This window comes from Nitrospirota bacterium (assembly GCA_013388455.1).
In the GTDB taxonomy this organism is placed as follows: domain Bacteria; phylum Nitrospirota; class Thermodesulfovibrionia; order Thermodesulfovibrionales; family SM23-35; genus JACAFF01.
Window position 1 is genome coordinate 81,759 of the sequence record JACAFF010000002.1, and the last position, 18,773, is coordinate 100,531.

Consider the following 18,773-nt stretch of genomic DNA (forward strand, 5'->3'; position numbering starts at 1 on the left):
AATATCAAGTTTTTTGTTTCATGATATAATCTGCTAAGGCATTCACTGATCTGAATGCCTCTTTACCAACATCTTCATCAGGAATTCTTATGCCATAATTTTTTTCAAGAGCAACTACAAGCTCAAGTGCATCAATGGAGTCAAGCCCAAGACCTTCCCCGAAGAGTGGACCGTCATCCTCTATTTCATCAGGATTGATATCTTCTAATTTCAATCTTTTAATAATTAATTTTTTTAATTCTATCAAAAGTTCATTCTTATTCACTATGTCAAGCCTCCATCAATAGAAATATATGTTCCTGTAATATAACCTGCTTTTTCAGATACAAGATAACTTACTGCTTGAGCGATCTCTTCAGGGGTGCCAAAACGTCTCAGTGGTATCATGTTAAGTAAATCATCTCTGACTTTCGCGTCCAGATTTTTTGTTAGATCTGTTTCGATCACGCCGGGACTTATAGCATTAACGGTGATGCCAAGACGTGCTACCTCTCTTGCAAGAGAACGGGTAAAGCTGAGAATTCCTCCTTTTGACGCAGAGTAATTCGTCTGGCCTTTTCTTCCCAAAAGAGCGCTTGGAGAAATAATATTGACTATCCTTCCCCAGTGTCCTGCTATCATTGGTCTCAGTGCAGCTTTACAACAGTTATAAACTCCTGTAAGGTTTATATCGATTACCTTCTTCCAGTCATCATCTTTCATGGAAAATAGAAGGCTATCCCTTGTTATCCCTGCATTGTTTATAAGTATGTCCAGTTTACCTGTCTTATTAATAATACTATCAATCATCTCCTGAACTTCTTCGTAATTAGAAACATCCGCCCTGAATGCAAGGGCAAAACCATTTATTTTTTCAATCTCTTTTCTTGTCTGCTCTGCTGTTTCAGCATCGGAAATATAATTAACTATAACCTTTGCTCCATAGTCTGCAAGAGACAGTGCTATGGCTTTCCCGATGCCCTTTGTCCCCCCTGTGATAAGGGCAACTTTACCGTCTTGTTTATATACCAAGGGATTTCACCTCTGCATCACGTTCAATCCATTTTGTTATCTTTGATAGTATATCACCTGGGCCTACCTCAATAAATTTTCTGATTCCTTTTTGCCACATCTTCTTGATTACATCAAGCCATACAACCTTCCTTGCAAGTTGACATGACAGGGTCTCTTTTATTTGTTCTGGCGAGATCAGTATTTCTGATGTTGTATGGTCAACAATTGGTATCTCAGGCGCTTTTATCTCAATTTTTTCTACTGCCTTATTCATAATTTCTTCAATGCCTTTTAAAAAAGGAGTATGGACAGGATATTTAATCGAAAGTCTCTGCACTTTTAAAGCACCCTCTTTGATGACTTTTTTTTCAATTTTGTCAATTGAATCTGCCGGACCTGAAATTACCACCTGTGTTGCAGAATTTATGTTAGCAATATAAACATTATTAAATTTTCTGCACAGATTTTCTATTATATCCCATTTGATTCCTATAATTGCAGTTATGCCGAAGGTTTTTGATCCTGTCATTTTTAATATCGCATCATGAGCAGCATTTATTAAATAAAGACCTGTTCTAAAATCTATACTGTTAGATGCATAGAGTGAAGAGTAAAATCCAAGGCTATGTCCTGCTACAAGGGATATTGGATAGACAAGCTTTGAACTATCCCACAAAGAGGCGCTTACAGCATAAATATTCTGCTGAAGTAATATATCTTCTCCACATGAAATATCTATTTGCTTGAGAAGATCTTCTTTTATCAGTGCCTTCATACCATCTCTCTCTGAACCAATTCCTGGGAATATCGCTCCTGTCATCTCTTTGAAAGTTCCTCCCATAAACTCCCTTTAATACCTGATTTCCTGAGAAGTCTCTGGAGTCTTTCATGATAATTAATCTCAAAGCCAGGGAAGATCCAGTCCTTATGTTCTTCTGATATTTCATGAACAATATTTTCTATATTTTCTTCAATATACGGTGAAATGTAATAAACAGGTTCAAGCCCGATCTTATGTATTCCAAGCTCATTTTTTGCACGTAAGAACAATTCAGTATTCGGGAATATTCTGATGCCAACCATGAGCATAGTTGAGTCAGCATTCAATGAAGACAACCTGTCTATATTTAACTTAATATCATCTGTTGTTTCACCAGGAGCACCTATGAAACAGAAATGGCAGAACTTGAGACCGGCCTGTTTGCAAAGCTGTGATACTTCCTGCACCTGTTTATATCTAAAGCCCTTCTTCAGATTATCAAGAACACTGTCAATCATTGAGTCTGTCCCGAATTCAACCCCACTACATCCAGCACGGAGCATAGCTCCAATCAATTCTTTATCCATAAGACCTGGATTAGCATAACAATTCCAGCTTAATTTCAACCCCCTTTTTATTATTTCATTGCAGAAAGCGAGTGCATATTCTCTTGGATGATTGAAGATGCTGTCAACAATAAAAAAGTGCCTTACACCTGTCTGTTCAACAATTCCACTTATTTCATCAATGACATGGCTTATCTCTCTGAAACGAATATCTCTACCTTCTATCAATGGATATGAGCAGTAAATACATCTGAAAGGACAACCACGACGTGTCTGGATATTGAGCATTCCACCTTTCTCATAATAGTCCTTTATGCTGAAAATATTTCTCAGCGGAATTATGTTTTTCCATCTAAAATCCGTTTTTGGAATACCATGAGGCTTATGAGTTGTTATCACGGAATCCGGCAAATCTCCTCCGTTTTGCAGATAATCAATGAGCTTAAGCAGTTGACTTTCACCCTCTCCGATAATTCCATATTCAATATTCAAAGTCTCCATAAATTCTTGAGGTAGAATGGTAAAGCCGGAACCTCCTGCAACGATTGGAACATCTGAATATTTTCTACAGATATCTATGGTAATTCTGTAAAGTGGAAGATAAGAAATGCTTCTTGGAAAAGATACATCATCAATATTTCTGATTGATATCCCTATTAATTCAGGTTTAAATTTGAAAATACCAGACTGAAGAGTTTTTTCGATATCATCTGTAAAACATAAGTCAACTACGCTTATCTCATGTCCAGCTTCTTTTAGTGCAGATGCAATATATGCAAGTCCGATAGGAAAGACAGGGTCGGGTAAGGTCTCTCTGTTTGGAGAGATAAGAAGAACCCTCAATTGAGCCCTCTCAAGATTCTAAATATTGCTTTAAGCTTGATACCCTTTTTTCTGTATGGGCTGAGGAAACCGTTGATTATCCTCTCAGGACTTAGATAAAATTTCATATATGCTTTTTTCAATAATCTCCGTGTAGCTTCAGGGGTTAAGTAATCAAGCCTGAAAACAGGATGGAGACAGTCATATAAATTCCAGTCATATGTAAAAATCCTCTCTTTCACTTCCTGAAAAAGCTGTGTGCCGGGATATGGGGTCAGAATAGAAAACTGAACTGCATCAGGAGATATCTCTTTTGCATATTTTATGGTCTTATTAATCATGTCTTCTGTTTCATTTATATCACCGATTATGAAGCTTGCATGAGTTGAGATTCCATAAGATTTGAGAAGTCTTATTGTTTCATGTGACAGTTCAGGATAAATCCTTTTCCTGTAATGTTCGAGTGTATCCCGTGTAAAAGCCTCAAAACCGATAAAGATATACCTTGCCCCAGCATTTGCCATCTCTTTTACCATTTCCTCATTTCTCAGCAAAGTATCTGCTCTCGAGAAACACCACCAGGAAATATCGAGCCTTCTTTGCACTATACCTCTGCATATCTCTTTAACCCTCTCAGGATTGAGGGTAAAATTATCATCAAGGAAAGCTATACTTTTGAAATCGTAATTTGAAACAATATCGTCAATTTCATTCACAACTTTATCGGCACTCAATGCCCTCCATTCTGTTCCGCTAAACTCAGAAGAGGAACAGAATGTGCAACGATATGGACATCCCCTGCTTGTAAGAATACCTGTTATTTTCTTCGCGCCCATTTCAAGGAACTGATATGATTTTATCCTTAGTTCTTTACGGTCTGGCTGAGGTAAAATTGAAATATCCGGAGCTTTTCTATTCTGTGTTCTCACAACAGTTCCCTTTCTCATAAAACTTATACCAGCAACTTCTTCTAAATCTTTTCTGCCTTCTATTGCTTCAAGAAGATCAGCCATCGTTTCTTCAGCTTCTCCACGAATAATATAGTCTGCGAAACCTTTCTGCAAAGGTTCTTCATCAAGAAAAGTAACATGTGGGCCTCCCATGACAATCTTTGCACCCGTCTTCCTGATTTCTTTACAGAGTTGAATAGCAGAGTGATATCTGGGTGTATCAGCAGATATCCCGATTACGTGATAACCGTTTAAATTGGTATCTTTCTGTGGGATGTTGAAATCAATAATCTTTACCTCGTGCCCTTTCTGTTTCAGGTATGATGAGATGTAGCCAAGGCCAAGGGGTGGCAGGATAAAACCAACCTTATAATACATATTGTTCTGAAAAGGATAACAGAGGAGAACCCTCACATTAAGATTTCCTTCTTTTCAGAAAGCTTTTTAAAGACATATAAGAAAAAAAAGACACAATGATACCAAGCACAATGCTTCCCACGATTATTGGTAATATGTAATGTTCTAAATAACTTACATCTTTTGAAAACTTGATATCAAGGAGCTTTCCGTTAAGTAACAGACTTCCTATCTCTGCACTTAGGAATATTTGAAAAGGAAAAGATAGAGGGTTCGATATCTGTGTCCCGAGGAGAACAAGAAAGGTATTTAATCTCAGAAAATATGCCAGAGTAAATGCCATTAATGTATGAACACCTATTAAAGGTATAAATCCAATAAAAATCCCTATTGCTACCCCGGCTGCAATTTCATCAGGAGTTAATCCCTTTTTAACCAATCTGATTATATATTCTTTTATTTGTGAATAAATCTTCATTTTTAAATTTTAAAATTCTTCCATGCGCGGCTAAAGCCCCAGTTCATGGGACCAAATACCATGATACTCCGTCTGATGGAAGGTAATCTCTTAAGCATTGATCTGAATGAGTAAAATCTCTGATTTGCTTTGAGAAAATGCTCCTCGAGTTCTTCAGGCTGCATATTCTTAGGTCTGAATACAGCATGCGCCATATCATATAGTCTCCAGTCTTTTGTAATAAGCCGTCCTTCGCTTTTCATTCTCTCAAAAACCCTTGTGCCAGGATATGGTGTGAGAATAGTATAAAGGACACTGTCAAGTCTTGTCCTTTCAACAAATTCAAGAACCTGATTAAAGGTATCAGGTGTATCCCAATCATATCCAAATATGAATGAACCCTGAATCCCTATGCCAAAGTCATGAATTTTTTTTATGAATTCTGCATACTTCTCTGCCCGATTGAACCTCTTGTTCAATTTATTGAGAGCTTCCTGTGAAAGGCTCTCAAAACCGATGAACATACCGTAACAACCACTCTCCTTTGCAAGTTGCAAAAGCTCATTGTTCTCAGCAAAGGTTATCGAAGCCTGACTGAGCCATTTAAAAGGATATCTTTTTAATAAAATAAATAGTTCCTTCGCATATGAAGGATTACCTATAATGTTATCGTCCACAATAAACAGAAAATTTGCTCCACCTGATAGCATATTAAGTTCATTCTCTATATCTTTCAAAGGTCTCATCCTATATGAATGACCATAAAATGCAGTGACAGAACAAAAATCGCAGTTAAAAGGGCAGCCCCGTGTAGTCTGTAAGGTGTTAATAAAGAAATACCCTTTACGATTAAGTAATTCACGTCGTGCAGGCTTAAGACCTTCAAGGTTTACCCTCCCATTATTTTTATAAAAAGGCTGCAGACGATTATCTACAAAATCTTTTAGAACCTGATGCCAGATTCCTTCAGCTTCTCCGATAATAACAGAATCAGCAAATTGTATTGCCTCATCAGGAAGCCAAGTTGCATGAAATCCTCCTATTACAACCTTAACTCCTTTTCCTCTGAATTTTTGAGCTATCTCGTATGCACGTGGTGCGAGTGGAGTCAAAGCAGTAATACCAACAAGATCAACATCTTCATCAAATTTGATGGGCGATACATTTTCATCTTCTATTATGACTTCCCATTCATAAGGACATAATGCAGCAATTGTGGTAACACTCAGGTATGGAAAACGAAATATGAAATTTTTCCAAAGGCTTGTTTCAGACCATCCTGGTATAATGAGCTTAAGCCTCATCCCATCCTTTTAATAGAATACAGATATTACTTCCACCATGAGAAAAACCATTAATCAATATTTTTCTGAGCTTTAATTCTCTTGCTTCGAAAATATATCCAAGGCCTTCTATTTCAGGTTTCTCAAGTCCCCATATGGGGGGGACAATACTCCTCTCCTTGAAAAGCAATGCAGAACCAACCTTCATAACCCCGGAAGACATAATAAATCCTGTCAATGAACTGAGCGATGTAATCGGAACTATATCGCCGAGCGTCTCTTTGATGGCAAGGGCTTCCTTTAAATCAAGTTCTATAGAAGAATTTGCAGAAGCAATAACCAGATCTGGAGAAAAATCACGAACAGCATCTTTGATTGCGTAAGCCATAGATTCTGCTGATGTATAATTAAATCTATCAACAGCCTCAGTTGAAAAACCAAAGTTCTCCAGAACTCCGTAAATATGTGCTCCCCGTTTTGAAGCATCAGTGATTCGTTCAAGAATAAGCGAACAAGCCCCTTCTCCAGGAAGTATGCCATCTCTTTTAATATCAAAAGGCCGAAGATAAGATCCTTTAGATAATATCCGTAATATATTCATGCCTTCAAATAACGGTTCTGTCAATTCATCAGAACCAGTTACCATAACAGCATCCGCAAGACCATCATTCAGAAGCTCTCTCGCATAAAAGATTGCCTGTTCACCTGCTATTCCTGCTTGACTGAACGTTGTATTCGGACCGTTTAATCCGAACTCGATCGAAATATGTGCAGAAGCAATATTTTGAACTGTCTCCGGGAAAAGTATGGGGTTTGTCTCATCAGGTCCTTTTTCGAGAAGTCCATCATAAAATAAATCTGTACTGCTCACACTTCCGAGTCCTGTTGCAACAATTACTCCTATGTCTGAAGTTTTATAATATCCTTGAATTGATGAATCTTTCCATGCTTCTATGGCAGAGACAAGTGCTAATTGAGAATATCTCGACATTTTTCTAAGTTTCATAGGAGGAATAATATGTTTTGGATAAAAATCTCTAATAAAACCCCCTCTTTTTGTTTCATGTCCAGTATTGAACTCATTAATACCAGATCTTGCTAAGGCACCTGATGTGAAAGCTTCTTTCCCGATTCCATATGGACTGACAATACCTATACCGGTAATACCTATCATTCAATACCCCTGATAATTAATGCAGTATTATTTCCTGCGAAAGCCAGAGAAAGACTTAATGCAGTATTAACAGACATATTTCTGACCACAGGGACATAATCGAGATCACATTCAGGATCAGGATTTCTGTAATTAACTGTGGGAGGTATAATACCTTTGTTAATCGGCATTAAAGAAGCAACAGCTTCGATCGCACCTGCAGCACCAAGGCAATGTCCTACCATGGATTTTGTAGAACTTATGGGTATTCTATAAGCTCTTTTCCCAAAAAAATCCTTTATTGCGATTGTCTCTGCGAGGTCGTTTGCCTGTGTGCCTGTCCCGTGGGCATTAATATACTGAATCTCATCCTTTTTAATATCTGCTGATTTTAAAGCCATTTCAAGTGCTATTAAAATACCTTTGCCTTGAGGATGGGGTGAAGTTACATGATAGGCATCACCTGAAATACCATATCCAGAAATCTCACCGTAAATCTTTGCTCCTCTTTTCCGGGCATTGTTATATTCTTCAAGAATTAATATAGCTGCACCTTCCCCAAGTGAAATACCTTTTCTTTCTGCATCAAATGGTCTGCACGGCAATTCATCTATGGTTCTCAGTGAATTAAATCCTGAATAAGTTGTTTCTGATAAAGATTCACTGCCACCTGTAATCACAACATCACAAAATCCTTTTTTTATCCATTCAGCAGCAATGCCAATAGCGGTTGAAGAGGAGGAACAAGCTGTTGATACAGTAGTTTTTCTTCCCCTGATTCCGGCAATCGCTGAGAGGAGGTCTGTAAAGCTATAAGATGTAAAAGGGACGAGTAGACCTGGCCTACTTTTTCCTTTCTTTTTCTTTTCTCGCTTGTATATCTCAGCATTCAATAATCCACCCGATCCACTGCCAATACAAATACTTTTTCTTTCAGGAGGATAATCAATATCTCCAAAACCACTGTCCCTTGCTGCTTCTTCCCACGCTATGAGTCCCAGAATATCGCACCGAGAAAGCCTCGAATCCGAAACCTCTATCCCCTTAACTTCAGCAGCAAGTTTCCCTCTATATCCTGAGGTATCGAAAACAGTTACATCTCCGATTCCACAAATGCCATTCTCCAGAGCTTTCCAGTATTCAGAAAGCCCCTTACCGATTGCTGTGATTACCCCTATTCCTGTTATAACTGCCCGTTTTTTCATAGCGTAAAAGTTATTAACTTAAAATAATTTGCTCTTTATTAGTATGAAAAACACATATGCATCAGATTCCAGCAGGTATAATTTATCTTGTGCGTTTTCTTACTTTGACCCCATCAGGCACACTAATGCTAAATGTCTCATCAGGTATGAATATATTAAACTCTTTTTTAGGGAACGTTATATGAATCTTATCCTGTGTCCTTTCGATCATTTTTATATCTGATGGAACTCCTTTTTCATCAAGTTTAATCAGAAGTTCTTTTATCATACTTGAAGGGATCAGTGGAGTAAGTTTGACAACACTACTGCTTGAAGATGACTGGATAACTTCTATACGATATCTTTCTTTGAGCTTTTCGAGAGAAAATCCTGCCGGAAGTGAAGGAACGCTTTCAATATCTCCGATGTCTGCTTCTTTTATGTCTTTATAATAAATTAATACTTTCTCTCCATTAGATACAACCTTTAATCCCTCATTATAGTCCCATACAAATTTATCAGGGGATGCGAAGAAAAAAGTCCCATTTGCAGTTATCGGTTTATCAAGTAATTCAGAATATTTTTCCTGTATGAATTCTGCTTTAATCGTCTTAATTGTTCTTTGTAATTCTATAAGTTTTGTTAGAGTATCAGCAATTGCATTTGCCTTTATGTAAAAGCATAATGAGACTACAAGAGCTATAATTAATATTAATTTTTTCAAGTTCATTTTAATATGGTCTCTTCCAAAGACGACCATTTACCGCAATTGTCTCCCCATCTTGCTATCACTTCTTCACCATCTTTTATCTCAATAACACCACAATTATTTGGACAGCCATCACAGTAAAAACTGCTACTTGTTAGATGATGAGAAAAAACCTTGAATCCCTTAAACTTTGTTTTTCGTGGTTTCATTTCAAGTGCCAGCAAAGAAGCTCCAATGGCACCCATTAGTGAAAAATGTCTCGGGATAATAATTTCTTTTTTCAGCTCACGTTCAAAAGCCACCTTTATGCCCGGATTTGCTGCAACTCCGCCCTGAAATAGAATCGGCTCTCGCATTTCCTTGCCTCTTGCGAGATTGTTAAGATAGTTGCGAACCAGAGCATCACATAGCCCTGCAATAATATCCTCAAGATTATGTCCCATCTGTTGTTTATGAATCATATCTGACTCTGCAAAAACAGTACATCTTCCTGCTATTCTAACAGGTGCTGTAGCATGCAAAGCACTTTTCCCGAATTCATCTATTCCCATGCCAAGCCTTGATGCCTGATGTTCCAGAAAAGAACCTGTCCCTGCTGCGCATACTGTATTCATTGAGAAATCTACTACTACATTGTCCCTTATTATAATAAGTTTTGAGTCCTGACCACCTATCTCTATAATTGTCTGTACATTATAGTGGTGCTTAATAGCAGAGATCGCATGAGCCGTAATCTCATTCTTTACAATATCTGCTCCTATTAGATGTGCAGCAAGTCCTCTTCCACTTCCTGTAACACCTACTCCGTGTATAGATGGGGAAAGTTCCTTGTGTAGTTTTGCTAAAGCAGCCTGAAGAACCCTAATAGGTTGTCCAAGGGTCTTTCGGTAAGTCCCCCAGAGAAGTTCACCTTCTTCACTCAAAAGCACGAGCTTTGTTGTAACCGAACCTACATCAATTCCCAGATAACCATGCATATACTATCTCTTTTTTCTTCTTTTTCCTCTCAAGAAGATCAACAAAAGCCTCGAGTCTTGTTTGTAAATTTGCCTCTGAAACATGTTCATCAAATGTCAGTGATAGAATAGGATAATTCAAATCGTTGCTTATCCGTTGTAATATTGTTGAGGCAACAAGTTCGGGCATACAGGTAAATGGCATAATATGGATAACTCCATCAATCTTTTCCTTATAAAATTTCAATGTCTTTCCGACAGTCTCAATGCTTTCACCACCTGATGGGTATTTCAGATATGGATATGCCCATTTACATGATAGCCTGTTTTGATGGGGTTTGAATGGTTTGAATCTGAACCTGTCATTCAGCCAATCACTAAGCCATACCCCTCGGACGACTTCCACCCCCATCCTTGCGAGTTTTCTCTCAACGTCCATATTTGCAAAAGGCTCAATTATTACGAAGATCTCACCAAGTATGCCGATTTTTAGCGGTCTACATTTTCTATCAATTTTCACATCTTTCATTATTGAATTTGCCTGATTAAATGCTTTTAAAAGTTTTAGATATCCTTTTGATTCTTCAATTATCTTTACACATTCTGTGTATGCCCTGTCCGTTTCACCACGATTTATCTCTCTTGGTTTTATTCTGAAATAAAGAGATTCTATCTTATCAAATGCAGCCATACGCATAAGTATGAGGTAAAAGACAAGATAACCATCCTTTTTTGATTTTATATTACTAATACTCCGAATAGTTTTTATCATATCAGCAAGGCTGTCAGGGTTGTCTGTTCGTGTCATACTGAAGTTATATCCGAGCCTTCTTAGTATATTTTCTTGTATGACACTGTAATAACCAAAACGGCAGGGCCCATAGCCACCTGGCATAAGGATTGAGTCTACTCCTTCTTCAAGGGCTTCGATCATATTCCCCAGGTTAATCTTGAAAGGAAGGCATGCATATTCAGGAGAATATCTCACCCCGAGATTTAGCGTTTTTATAGTAGGCTTAGGGGGTGGATGCATATTAACTCCATGTTCTCGAAGAACATTGGTATAAGCATTCGCAAGAAGCCCCATATGTGGTACTGTAAGTTTCATCTTTATTGTCTTTTGTTCTGATTTCTCTCTATCATATCCACAAATGCTTCTATCCTTGTCTGGAGTCCAGCATTAGATGAATGTTCATCAAGAATAAGATTCATATAAGGCTTTTTTTTGTTAGAAAAAGAGTGTTCTGAAAGTTCTGTAATAAAAGAATCCGGTCCACATCCTGCATTTGAAATAAGTATAATACCATCAATTATATCATCATCTAACATCCTTCTTACAGATGAAACAATTTCTTTTCCCATACTCCAATAAACCCACTTGGGTAGCATGTTCATTGTTTCGTTAATATAATTATCTTCAGGATTATGATAGACTACATTAACTTCCATCTTATGTAAATGACTGATAATGCCCTTGTTCAGGCACCGATCGAAAACCATATATGGTCTACCTGCTATTCCAACTGTAATATTCCATGTTTTTTCTTTGTTAGAGAATGTTACGTATTCAGGAAGGTGTTCATCAAAAGTAAAATCATTTGGAAGAAAAAATTTTCTTCTGAATTGTAGTGCATTCCACACCTCCTGCAAAAATGTTATAAGTGGTTTTTCTTTTATATTAAATTCTTTATCAATAACCGGTGGTAGATTTCGTATAGCAGCTCTTACCATATCAGGCAAACCAAGGAATTTCGGGCAGAGATATGAGTCTTTCTCTATCCTTATCATTCTTGGAATAAAAAGATAATCCACTGTATCTTTTAATGCAAGCACGTGACCGAAAAAAGACTTTACTGGAAGACATATATCACCAACACTGTGCCTTATTCCATCAGAAAGCATCTCATCCGTCGTCTCTGGAGACACAACAACCTCTGCTCCCATTGTGGAAAAAAACCTTTTCCATAAATTGCCATATCTGAAATATAAAAGCGCCTGTGGTATCCCTATTCTCATAATTCTATAAAGTATATCAAATCGACGACCTCTTGAATACCATTCGTTACAAAGGGATTTTACAAGGGTAGCGTAAAATAAGAGCCTGTTGCCGAAGTCAGTTCAAGCAAGTATTGGTTTTAAATATTAATATGTCAAAGATTTGTTTCGTTTTGTTTAATGAATCTCTTACCTGAGGAAATATTATTTTTATAAGCCTTTTTAGATTTTGTACTGTAGCTATCATCAATGTCTGGATCTTCATTTTCTCTAACCCCCTGCATATTGCTCGTCTTAATCCATGAAAACACTTTGCTTCAGCAATCACCCATTCTACTATGCTACTTCTCTGTGATAAGGTCTTCTGACCTTCGGGAGTTTCATAATAAGAAGCTGCCCAATCGATAGAGACTTGTAAGATGCTAAACGAATGGGGTCAGACTTGTTTATTGCAAATTGTCTTTTCATTTAGCATATTTAAAACATTTTCCATATCCGCTTTAAAGGTTTCTCCTTCTTTCAAATATCTGGTGATAACCGAGGGGTCTTTTTGAAGAAAGAATGCTATTTATTTATACTTATACCCAAATTCCCTTGCTGAAATAAATGCCCAACAGTTCTGTATCTCCTGTTGTAATACATTGCGTAACTCTGGTTTATACCCTGAGGAATTTTTAGAGGCTGATATATTTCTGAAAATCATCATCCCCTTTGAATACCCTCTGGCGTTGATTCCCACAGGTGATGACATGATAAAACGCTCCTTCATATTCTATCCTCGGCTTCCTTGCCATGCATCAAGATAGCATGTCATCTATAAATTTGTAATAAACAAGTCTGACCCCGTTATTTTCAATTGCCTGATGTGAGGAAAAGATTATCTACGATATTTCATTATGCTTCTTAACAAGAATACACAAATTTATCTTATAAATGAATTTTGAAGGTCTGACCCTCATTTCCTCAATAAACTTGGTGCTCTTAGACTAAAGCTTCCTCTTGTATTGGCAAATCTTTACTTGGTTTGACTGTTAAAAATCCTAATGAGGCGAGGTTTTGGATTGTTTTTGTTATTTCAGATTTATCAAAAGAGGGTTTTCTTTTTTGTTTCCATTCCGTTACTGCTTTTAAAACATCTATTTCTGAGGGTTCTCTATCATATTTTTTTGTAGTGATTGCGCAGCGAAATGTACAGTAGATGCAAGTTCTGCTTGGCGTGTGGTATTTATTCTCAAGAAAAGATCGACAAGTCTTTCTATAACCGGTTGTGCTTCTTCGAGATCTTTTTGATAGATTTTGCTTGCATCATTAAACGTTGGTCCGGTTTCCACACTGAACATTCTGCCAAGTTGTTCTTCCTTAATAAGTCTCTTATTTACAAGTTTGGTTATTCGTGAAAGCACCTCAATTATTGCTATTAACCTAGGTTCAATTTTATTCCTGACGGGCGCTCCTGAAATGAAATGCATCTCATTGAAAGAACAAATCTGGATTCACTATTATCATTAGCCATTATGTCTCATGGAATAGTAAATATGCCCTTTTCGATTTCTTTTGAAATACGTTTTATTAAAACATAGATTGAAACATCATAAGTTCTGATTAATTTGTTGGCAACTGCATTGACGATATATTCTTGATAGGAATCTTTTGGTAGATTCTTTGATTTCACAAGTTCTATCTTACTTTTTAAGGCTTCTATTTGTAATGAAAAGTCTTTTGACAGAAATCTTCTTGGCACCAGCAACAGTCCGGCAAATGTATAGGCCTGCCATTCTAACCAGTCATAAACTTCATCATCGACCTGCAGTACAAAATTTTTCCAGTCTCCAATGCTTAAAGGACGAAAACTTTCTATTAAATCCTTGTGTAAGACAAGATGACCAATCTCATGTGCAAGGGTAAAGCGGTATCTGGAAGGACGATTCTGGTGAATGAAATCATCAACATATATGCATGTTAAATCTCCCGATATAAAACCGTCAATATCGAAATCTCTTTGCAATGATGGGAAGGGAACAATATCTAAACCCAAATCAAATTCAAGGATTTCTTCTATAGGAATAGGTAACGTATTATCTGCGTGATGATCTCTTAAAAAATCTTCTGCATAGGTATTAATATCTTCGCATGAAAGAATGGGAGGCGAGAAATGGGGCTCTTTCATTTATATTTATACTTCCTTAAGTTTTTGTGCCAACTGATTCAATTGTTCTTTGGTCAATTTCTGCCCCCTTAGAGTTCTAAAAACTAATGGTAATTTTGACAATAATTTTCTATTAGAGAGTATCTCTTCGGGAATACGTCCAGCACTTGCATAAGCAAGATCAAAGAATTTATACCAATCGTCTGATCCCTTTTTGAGCTGTAGGCATCTCGCATATTCTTTAAGTTTTTCGCTGCCTTGTGGTGGTGGTAACAAACCCCTTTCAAGTTTGCTAATATTGCCGGGGTCAAGATTATTTTCAGCACAAAATTGTCTAAGAGTCTTCCTCAACGCAATCCTCTTCTTCTTAAAAAATTCTCCAAACAGGGGTGTCTGCATATTAAAACACCTCCTTTCTCTGTTGTAATATTATTACAACACTAAAATGATTTATTGTCAAGATAGGAATTTATCGATTTATCACTAACAGTCCTATATTATTTTGAACCCTCAATGATTTTGATTTCTTCTTCAGTCAAACCATAAAGTTTATATACTATCTGATCAATGAGCCAATCGGTTTTGCGAAGTTTTTCTTTTATCCCATTATCCCCATATATGAAACAAGCTTTAGCTCAGGTTCCTCTGAAGAAATTTCTTTTTCTTCTTGGGGCTGGACAGGATGGTTCTCTTTAAAAGTTTTCAGGCTTGTTAATAAGGCTTCCTCTGAAAGTCCTCTTTGAGCCCATATTTTCCTTAGTTCACGAAGGTAAATGTCCGGCAAAGGAGTTGAAAAGTATTCCATTAATTCATTTCTTACATTACCACTTAGGCATTGCAGCCAGTTAACAACATGGTTTTGAGGGCTTTTTAATTTAGGAGGTTTTAACTTTGCAGTTCTCAGACGTGAAATAATATGAGACCTCACTTTTTCTATTATCTCATAGGGATCAAAATCCAGCTCAGTTCTTTCTTCATCCCTTCTGCATCTAATAAGTCTTATAACGTTAAGCTTATCTTCTGAGATTTTTTTATTTTTAAAGTCGTAATAACACCAATGATGTCTGGAACTATCTTTAAAGGATACAAAAAGCCCATGATGCCCTGGTCTTTTGAGCCCGCTCCCCATACCATGAGGAATTCTTTTAATTCTCTCCTCCCCGATATCCTGTAAATATTTAAGAACCTCTTCTTTTAAAAATTCACCGATGGCAAGTTCTGAGAGATTTTCTAATTCATTAAGAACTTCAGCTTTCCCCTCATAAAGTTGGTGGACATAACCAAATTCTTTTGGATTTGGTGTCTCACCTATTGTTGAGGCATCAAGCCCGACACTCCGATTAATGGCATCGAGTTTTTTGTATAAGCGTTCCATCAGTTTTAATAAGGATTCTAATGCGTCCTCAGGAAAAAAATTGTAGATATGAACAAAGTCATGTTTAGATTTTAGCCTGTCGATTCTTCCAATTCTCTGAATAAGACGGACAGGATTCCAGGGCAGGTCGTAATTTATTACTGTATCTGCATCTTGGAGATTTTGTCCCTCAGAAAGGACATCTGTGCTTAAAAGGATATGGATTTCTTCATCCGTTCCCATAATATCAGGGCGGTTATTAGATTCTGGTGAAAATGCAATTATTCTTTTCTTTCTGTCCTCCGGTGGTATATCACTGTCAGTAATACTTATCTCATTATGTGAAAGATTGATATTATTGAGAAAATCGGTTATTAATTCTTTCTCATTAATCGGGGCATCTTTTTCAAGCCATGCTTTATTACCACCTAATTGTTTGTGAAGGTATCTCATAGTGTCTTTGAAATATCCGAATATGAGAACCTTTTTGCCCTTAAGGTTGTTCTTGAGTATCTCTCTCAGAACCTGTAACTTATCATCATCCACTGCTGAAATATCTTCGATTTTGCTATATATCTCTTTCAGGATTTTAATATCCAGATTGACAAATGTCTTTATTTTCTCTGTCTCATAATCCTCTGCCTTTATTGAAGGGAGTTCCTCAAGGGAAATTGTCTCTTCCTCTGCCAAATCATCGCTTTCATTGGATAAATAAAACTTTCTATATTTGTCTTTACTAAGCAATTTTCCTTTCTCAAAGACTTCGAGAAATTTTTCCTGAAAGTCAATTAGCCTCTTTATGCTTATTTTGAAAGCTGGAATACTTGATTCAAGCCTCTTAAGAAGCATCATCTTCAGGATTGCTATAACAGCCTCGTTTCTTCCTAATACCATAAGAAATTTCTGGGCATCATTTTCTTTCCATCCCTTTCCGAGGAGTGTACCTTTGAGTGTCTCGAAAAGTTCAATCTGTTTGCCTATCATCTCTTTTCTATAAGCCTCGATGTTGTAGCTTGCAAGTGTGAGGTTCTCTATAGTTTTAGCACACTCATCATATAGACCCTTGTAAGTCTTCTCAAGATTGTAACGGACTTCATATAACTTTCTCTCAGGAAACTTCACAGGTTCACCATCTATCAAAGCTGATGGATAATATTTTCTTATAAATGGCCTACTTCGCCTGATTGCTATTTCGTCAAGCAGGTCATAGAGCGTGTCTTTGTTTACATCAGCCTTTAAGAAATGTCCCCAGAGGCTCTGTATTCCTGCTACAGAGAAGTAATCATCCCTGTCCTTTGTAATAAGTCTGATCTGATTGTAAAGGTCAAAGACGCTATTATTGACCGGGGTGGCAGTAATTAAAACCAGCTTTTTAGACTTCCCTTGTATTAATATGGAAAAAAGATTTTTCCAGCAGTTTGTGTTGCTGTTTCTGAAATTATGGGATTCATCAACAACTATAAGATCGTAATCAGCATACTGTTCAAGTGGCAAGACCCTGCTTACTGTTTCTCTACTTACAATATCTGCTCTGATCCCAGCATCTCTAAGTTTTGGTTCCCATAGAATTCCCTTAAGCTGTGCAGGGCAGATTATAAGGGCCTTTTGCCTTAGCCTGTAGGCGAAATCATCTAATATTCTCAATGCAAGATATGTCTTTCCAAGACCTACAGAATCAGATAGAAGCACACCGCCGTATCTCTCAAAGATATCGAGGGCTGACAGGTAGCCATCCCTTTGAAAATCAGATAGTATTATAGGGCTAGGAATATTATCTTCTGGAGATACCGAGGCAAATTTGTCCTCAAAATAGCTATAAAGGGTCTTTAAATAAATCTCATAAGGGGAGTATGTCTCTGTAAACCTCATATAGAGGTCTTTTAAATCTTCCTTATAATCTTCTCCTTCATTCCATATACGTTCAAAGACCTTTTTTAGCTCTGAAACTGCACTTTCCTGTTTTTGGACAGTATTCAATTCTGTATTATGTGTAAGACCTGCCTCTGTAAAATTGGAAGACCCTACTACACCTATAGAACCAATAACTGGAATCCCTTCTACAATATAGGTCTTTCCATGATAAAAATGCTTATTGTAGATTCTGAAGTTGACATTATCCTTATCTAACCATTCGAGAAATTCCTGAACTATACTCCTTGCGTGAGGGCTGTCCATACTGGATTCGGCCTCGTGACGAAGTTCATCGAGAAATACCTCAGATGCATAGATGTCTTTGGGGCCTAGTGCCCTTCCTATTATTATCGAAACTTCAGCAGCATCTTTAAGCCTGTCCTTGAGAAGTTTAAAACCACTTAAATTGAAATAGCCTGAGGCTATATAGACTTTGCTTTCAGGTCTGATAAGCTCATTGAGGACATTAGAGAGTGTCTTTTTGGGTGAGCTATTGTCAATAATATCAGGTATCATCTCCACTAGCCCCATGTTCTTGATTGTAAAGTTCTATAAGTCCCATGTATTGCTTTACTGAACCGATAGTTGGTGCTCCTTTTAATTTAGCTTTCATAGCCCGCGTTATTGTGTTATCTGAAAGAGGCGGATGGAGTTCATAGAGCCTTTCGATAAAATCAATATATTGCTTTTGACCTTCTCTCTCAAATAATACAATGTAAAAGGGCAATATAATATTAAAGAGGATTTCAAGGGCTCTTTGTTTTCCAATGCCATCAATAGAGACGATCTTTTGGACAATCTTTATCGCCTTGTGTTTATTTAGTTGACTTGTGTAATTTTCTTCAATTCTTTTTCTGAAAATGTTTTCGAGACCTCCAGCCTTGCAAGATTCTGCTAAAAAGACAGATATATTTTTGATTCTGTTCTCAGGAAAGTTTATCGGCCTTACATCTTTATAATTCCAGACAGATTTATCCATTTTAAGAGAGAAATTAAAGTCCTTTGATAATCCATCCTTATCCTTTGAAAATCCAGCACGGTAAAGGAGTGCCTTTGCTATCAGATCCTGATTCTTTAAGGTTTTAATCTCAGAGTATGGCATGATTGTAGAAAGCTCTAAGAACTGCACCTTGTTGTTTTTGTATCCGAGGGCAAGCATGATTTCACGATACAATGC

20 protein-coding genes are annotated in these 18,773 nt (G+C 37.1%); all 20 read right to left on the bottom strand.

The genetic code is table 11. The features are described 5' to 3' along the window. Window positions 1–4: 4 nt before the first annotated feature. Window positions 5–265, bottom strand: coding sequence for an acyl carrier protein (locus HXY53_00765; protein ID NWF75101.1), 261 nt, complete (start codon window positions 263–265; stop codon window positions 5–7). Beyond that, entirely contained in the window at window positions 265–1,011 is a 747-nt protein-coding gene (gene fabG, locus HXY53_00770) for a 3-oxoacyl-[acyl-carrier-protein] reductase (protein NWF75102.1), read from the bottom strand. The genes HXY53_00765 and fabG overlap by 1 nt, the downstream gene beginning before the upstream one ends. After that, window positions 1,001–1,834: an ACP S-malonyltransferase gene (locus tag HXY53_00775; GenBank protein ID NWF75103.1), complete on the bottom strand. Its 834-nt coding sequence runs from the start codon at window positions 1,832–1,834 to the stop codon at window positions 1,001–1,003. Before HXY53_00775 ends, fabG begins: the two co-directional genes overlap by 11 nt. After that, a complete protein-coding gene (locus tag HXY53_00780) occupies window positions 1,810–3,162 on the bottom strand; it encodes a cobalamin B12-binding domain-containing protein (protein NWF75104.1) in 1,353 nt (450 codons plus the stop codon). The genes HXY53_00775 and HXY53_00780 overlap by 25 nt, the downstream gene beginning before the upstream one ends. Next, window positions 3,159–4,469: a cobalamin B12-binding domain-containing protein gene (locus HXY53_00785; GenBank protein NWF75105.1), complete on the bottom strand. Its 1,311-nt coding sequence runs from the start codon at window positions 4,467–4,469 to the stop codon at window positions 3,159–3,161. Before HXY53_00785 ends, HXY53_00780 begins: the two co-directional genes overlap by 4 nt. 37 nt (window positions 4,470–4,506) lie before the next feature. Then, entirely contained in the window at window positions 4,507–4,926 is a 420-nt protein-coding gene (locus HXY53_00790; protein NWF75106.1) for a DUF2062 domain-containing protein, read from the bottom strand. Window positions 4,927–4,928: 2 nt separating this feature from the next. Beyond that, on the bottom strand, window positions 4,929–6,209 hold the full coding sequence (locus tag HXY53_00795; GenBank protein ID NWF75107.1) for a B12-binding domain-containing radical SAM protein: 1,281 nt from the start codon (window positions 6,207–6,209) through the stop codon (window positions 4,929–4,931). After that, window positions 6,199–7,362 (bottom strand): hypothetical protein, encoded by a 1,164-nt coding sequence (locus HXY53_00800; GenBank protein NWF75108.1) that lies wholly within the window; start codon window positions 7,360–7,362, stop codon window positions 6,199–6,201. Before HXY53_00800 ends, HXY53_00795 begins: the two co-directional genes overlap by 11 nt. After that, entirely contained in the window at window positions 7,359–8,546 is a 1,188-nt protein-coding gene (locus HXY53_00805) for a beta-ketoacyl-[acyl-carrier-protein] synthase family protein (GenBank protein NWF75109.1), read from the bottom strand. Before HXY53_00805 ends, HXY53_00800 begins: the two co-directional genes overlap by 4 nt. A gap of 82 nt (window positions 8,547–8,628) precedes the next feature. Next, window positions 8,629–9,255, bottom strand: a complete 627-nt coding sequence (locus tag HXY53_00810; protein ID NWF75110.1) for an outer membrane lipoprotein carrier protein LolA — start codon at window positions 9,253–9,255, stop codon at window positions 8,629–8,631. Next, window positions 9,252–10,211 (bottom strand): 2-hydroxyglutaryl-CoA dehydratase, encoded by a 960-nt coding sequence (locus HXY53_00815; GenBank protein NWF75111.1) that lies wholly within the window; start codon window positions 10,209–10,211, stop codon window positions 9,252–9,254. Before HXY53_00815 ends, HXY53_00810 begins: the two co-directional genes overlap by 4 nt. Beyond that, window positions 10,189–11,298, bottom strand: coding sequence for a CoA protein activase (locus tag HXY53_00820; protein ID NWF75112.1), 1,110 nt, complete (start codon window positions 11,296–11,298; stop codon window positions 10,189–10,191). The genes HXY53_00815 and HXY53_00820 overlap by 23 nt, the downstream gene beginning before the upstream one ends. 2 nt (window positions 11,299–11,300) lie before the next feature. Further along, on the bottom strand, window positions 11,301–12,206 hold the full coding sequence (locus HXY53_00825; GenBank protein NWF75113.1) for a hypothetical protein: 906 nt from the start codon (window positions 12,204–12,206) through the stop codon (window positions 11,301–11,303). Window positions 12,207–12,303: 97 nt separating this feature from the next. After that, window positions 12,304–12,606, bottom strand: a complete 303-nt coding sequence (locus tag HXY53_00830; protein ID NWF75114.1) for a transposase — start codon at window positions 12,604–12,606, stop codon at window positions 12,304–12,306. A gap of 147 nt (window positions 12,607–12,753) precedes the next feature. Further along, window positions 12,754–12,954 (bottom strand): hypothetical protein, encoded by a 201-nt coding sequence (locus tag HXY53_00835; GenBank protein NWF75115.1) that lies wholly within the window; start codon window positions 12,952–12,954, stop codon window positions 12,754–12,756. A 367-nt stretch (window positions 12,955–13,321) separates the two neighbouring features. After that, window positions 13,322–13,654 carry a hypothetical protein gene (locus HXY53_00840; GenBank protein NWF75116.1) on the bottom strand — a complete coding sequence of 111 codons (333 nt, stop codon included), beginning with the start codon at window positions 13,652–13,654 and terminating at the stop codon, window positions 13,322–13,324. Window positions 13,655–13,704: 50 nt separating this feature from the next. Beyond that, complete coding sequence (locus tag HXY53_00845; protein ID NWF75117.1) at window positions 13,705–14,352, bottom strand: ImmA/IrrE family metallo-endopeptidase; 648 nt, start codon at window positions 14,350–14,352, stop codon at window positions 13,705–13,707. A gap of 6 nt (window positions 14,353–14,358) precedes the next feature. After that, window positions 14,359–14,730, bottom strand: a complete 372-nt coding sequence (locus HXY53_00850; GenBank protein NWF75118.1) for a helix-turn-helix transcriptional regulator — start codon at window positions 14,728–14,730, stop codon at window positions 14,359–14,361. A 199-nt stretch (window positions 14,731–14,929) separates the two neighbouring features. Further along, a complete protein-coding gene (locus tag HXY53_00855) occupies window positions 14,930–18,112 on the bottom strand; it encodes a hypothetical protein (protein ID NWF75119.1) in 3,183 nt (1,060 codons plus the stop codon). Then, the coding region (locus HXY53_00860) for a DUF2851 family protein (GenBank protein NWF75120.1) at window positions 18,102–18,773 on the bottom strand (672 nt) is incomplete at its 5' end. The genes HXY53_00860 and HXY53_00855, both read right to left, overlap by 11 nt.

Excerpts from the sequence above, each read along its gene's own strand:
- HXY53_00800 (NWF75108.1), bottom strand. The coding sequence starts at position 7,362 with ATGATAGGTATTACCGGTATAGGTATTGTCAGTCCATATGGAATCGGG.
- HXY53_00815 (NWF75111.1), bottom strand. The coding sequence starts at position 10,211 with ATGCATGGTTATCTGGGAATTGATGTAGGTTCGGTTACAACAAAGCTC.
- HXY53_00785 (NWF75105.1), bottom strand. The coding sequence starts at position 4,469 with ATGTATTATAAGGTTGGTTTTATCCTGCCACCCCTTGGCCTTGGCTAC.
- HXY53_00795 (NWF75107.1), bottom strand. The coding sequence starts at position 6,209 with ATGAGGCTTAAGCTCATTATACCAGGATGGTCTGAAACAAGCCTTTGG.
- HXY53_00840 (NWF75116.1), bottom strand. The coding sequence starts at position 13,654 with ATGCATTTCATTTCAGGAGCGCCCGTCAGGAATAAAATTGAACCTAGG.
- HXY53_00825 (NWF75113.1), bottom strand. The coding sequence starts at position 12,206 with ATGAGAATAGGGATACCACAGGCGCTTTTATATTTCAGATATGGCAAT.
- HXY53_00850 (NWF75118.1), bottom strand. The coding sequence starts at position 14,730 with ATGCAGACACCCCTGTTTGGAGAATTTTTTAAGAAGAAGAGGATTGCG.
- HXY53_00855 (NWF75119.1), bottom strand. The coding sequence starts at position 18,112 with ATGATACCTGATATTATTGACAATAGCTCACCCAAAAAGACACTCTCT.
- HXY53_00820 (NWF75112.1), bottom strand. The coding sequence starts at position 11,298 with ATGAAACTTACAGTACCACATATGGGGCTTCTTGCGAATGCTTATACC.
- HXY53_00775 (NWF75103.1), bottom strand. The coding sequence starts at position 1,834 with ATGGGAGGAACTTTCAAAGAGATGACAGGAGCGATATTCCCAGGAATT.
- HXY53_00790 (NWF75106.1), bottom strand. The coding sequence starts at position 4,926 with ATGAAGATTTATTCACAAATAAAAGAATATATAATCAGATTGGTTAAA.
- HXY53_00805 (NWF75109.1), bottom strand. The coding sequence starts at position 8,546 with ATGAAAAAACGGGCAGTTATAACAGGAATAGGGGTAATCACAGCAATC.
- HXY53_00810 (NWF75110.1), bottom strand. The coding sequence starts at position 9,255 with ATGAACTTGAAAAAATTAATATTAATTATAGCTCTTGTAGTCTCATTA.
- HXY53_00845 (NWF75117.1), bottom strand. The coding sequence starts at position 14,352 with ATGAAAGAGCCCCATTTCTCGCCTCCCATTCTTTCATGCGAAGATATT.
- HXY53_00835 (NWF75115.1), bottom strand. The coding sequence starts at position 12,954 with ATGAAGGAGCGTTTTATCATGTCATCACCTGTGGGAATCAACGCCAGA.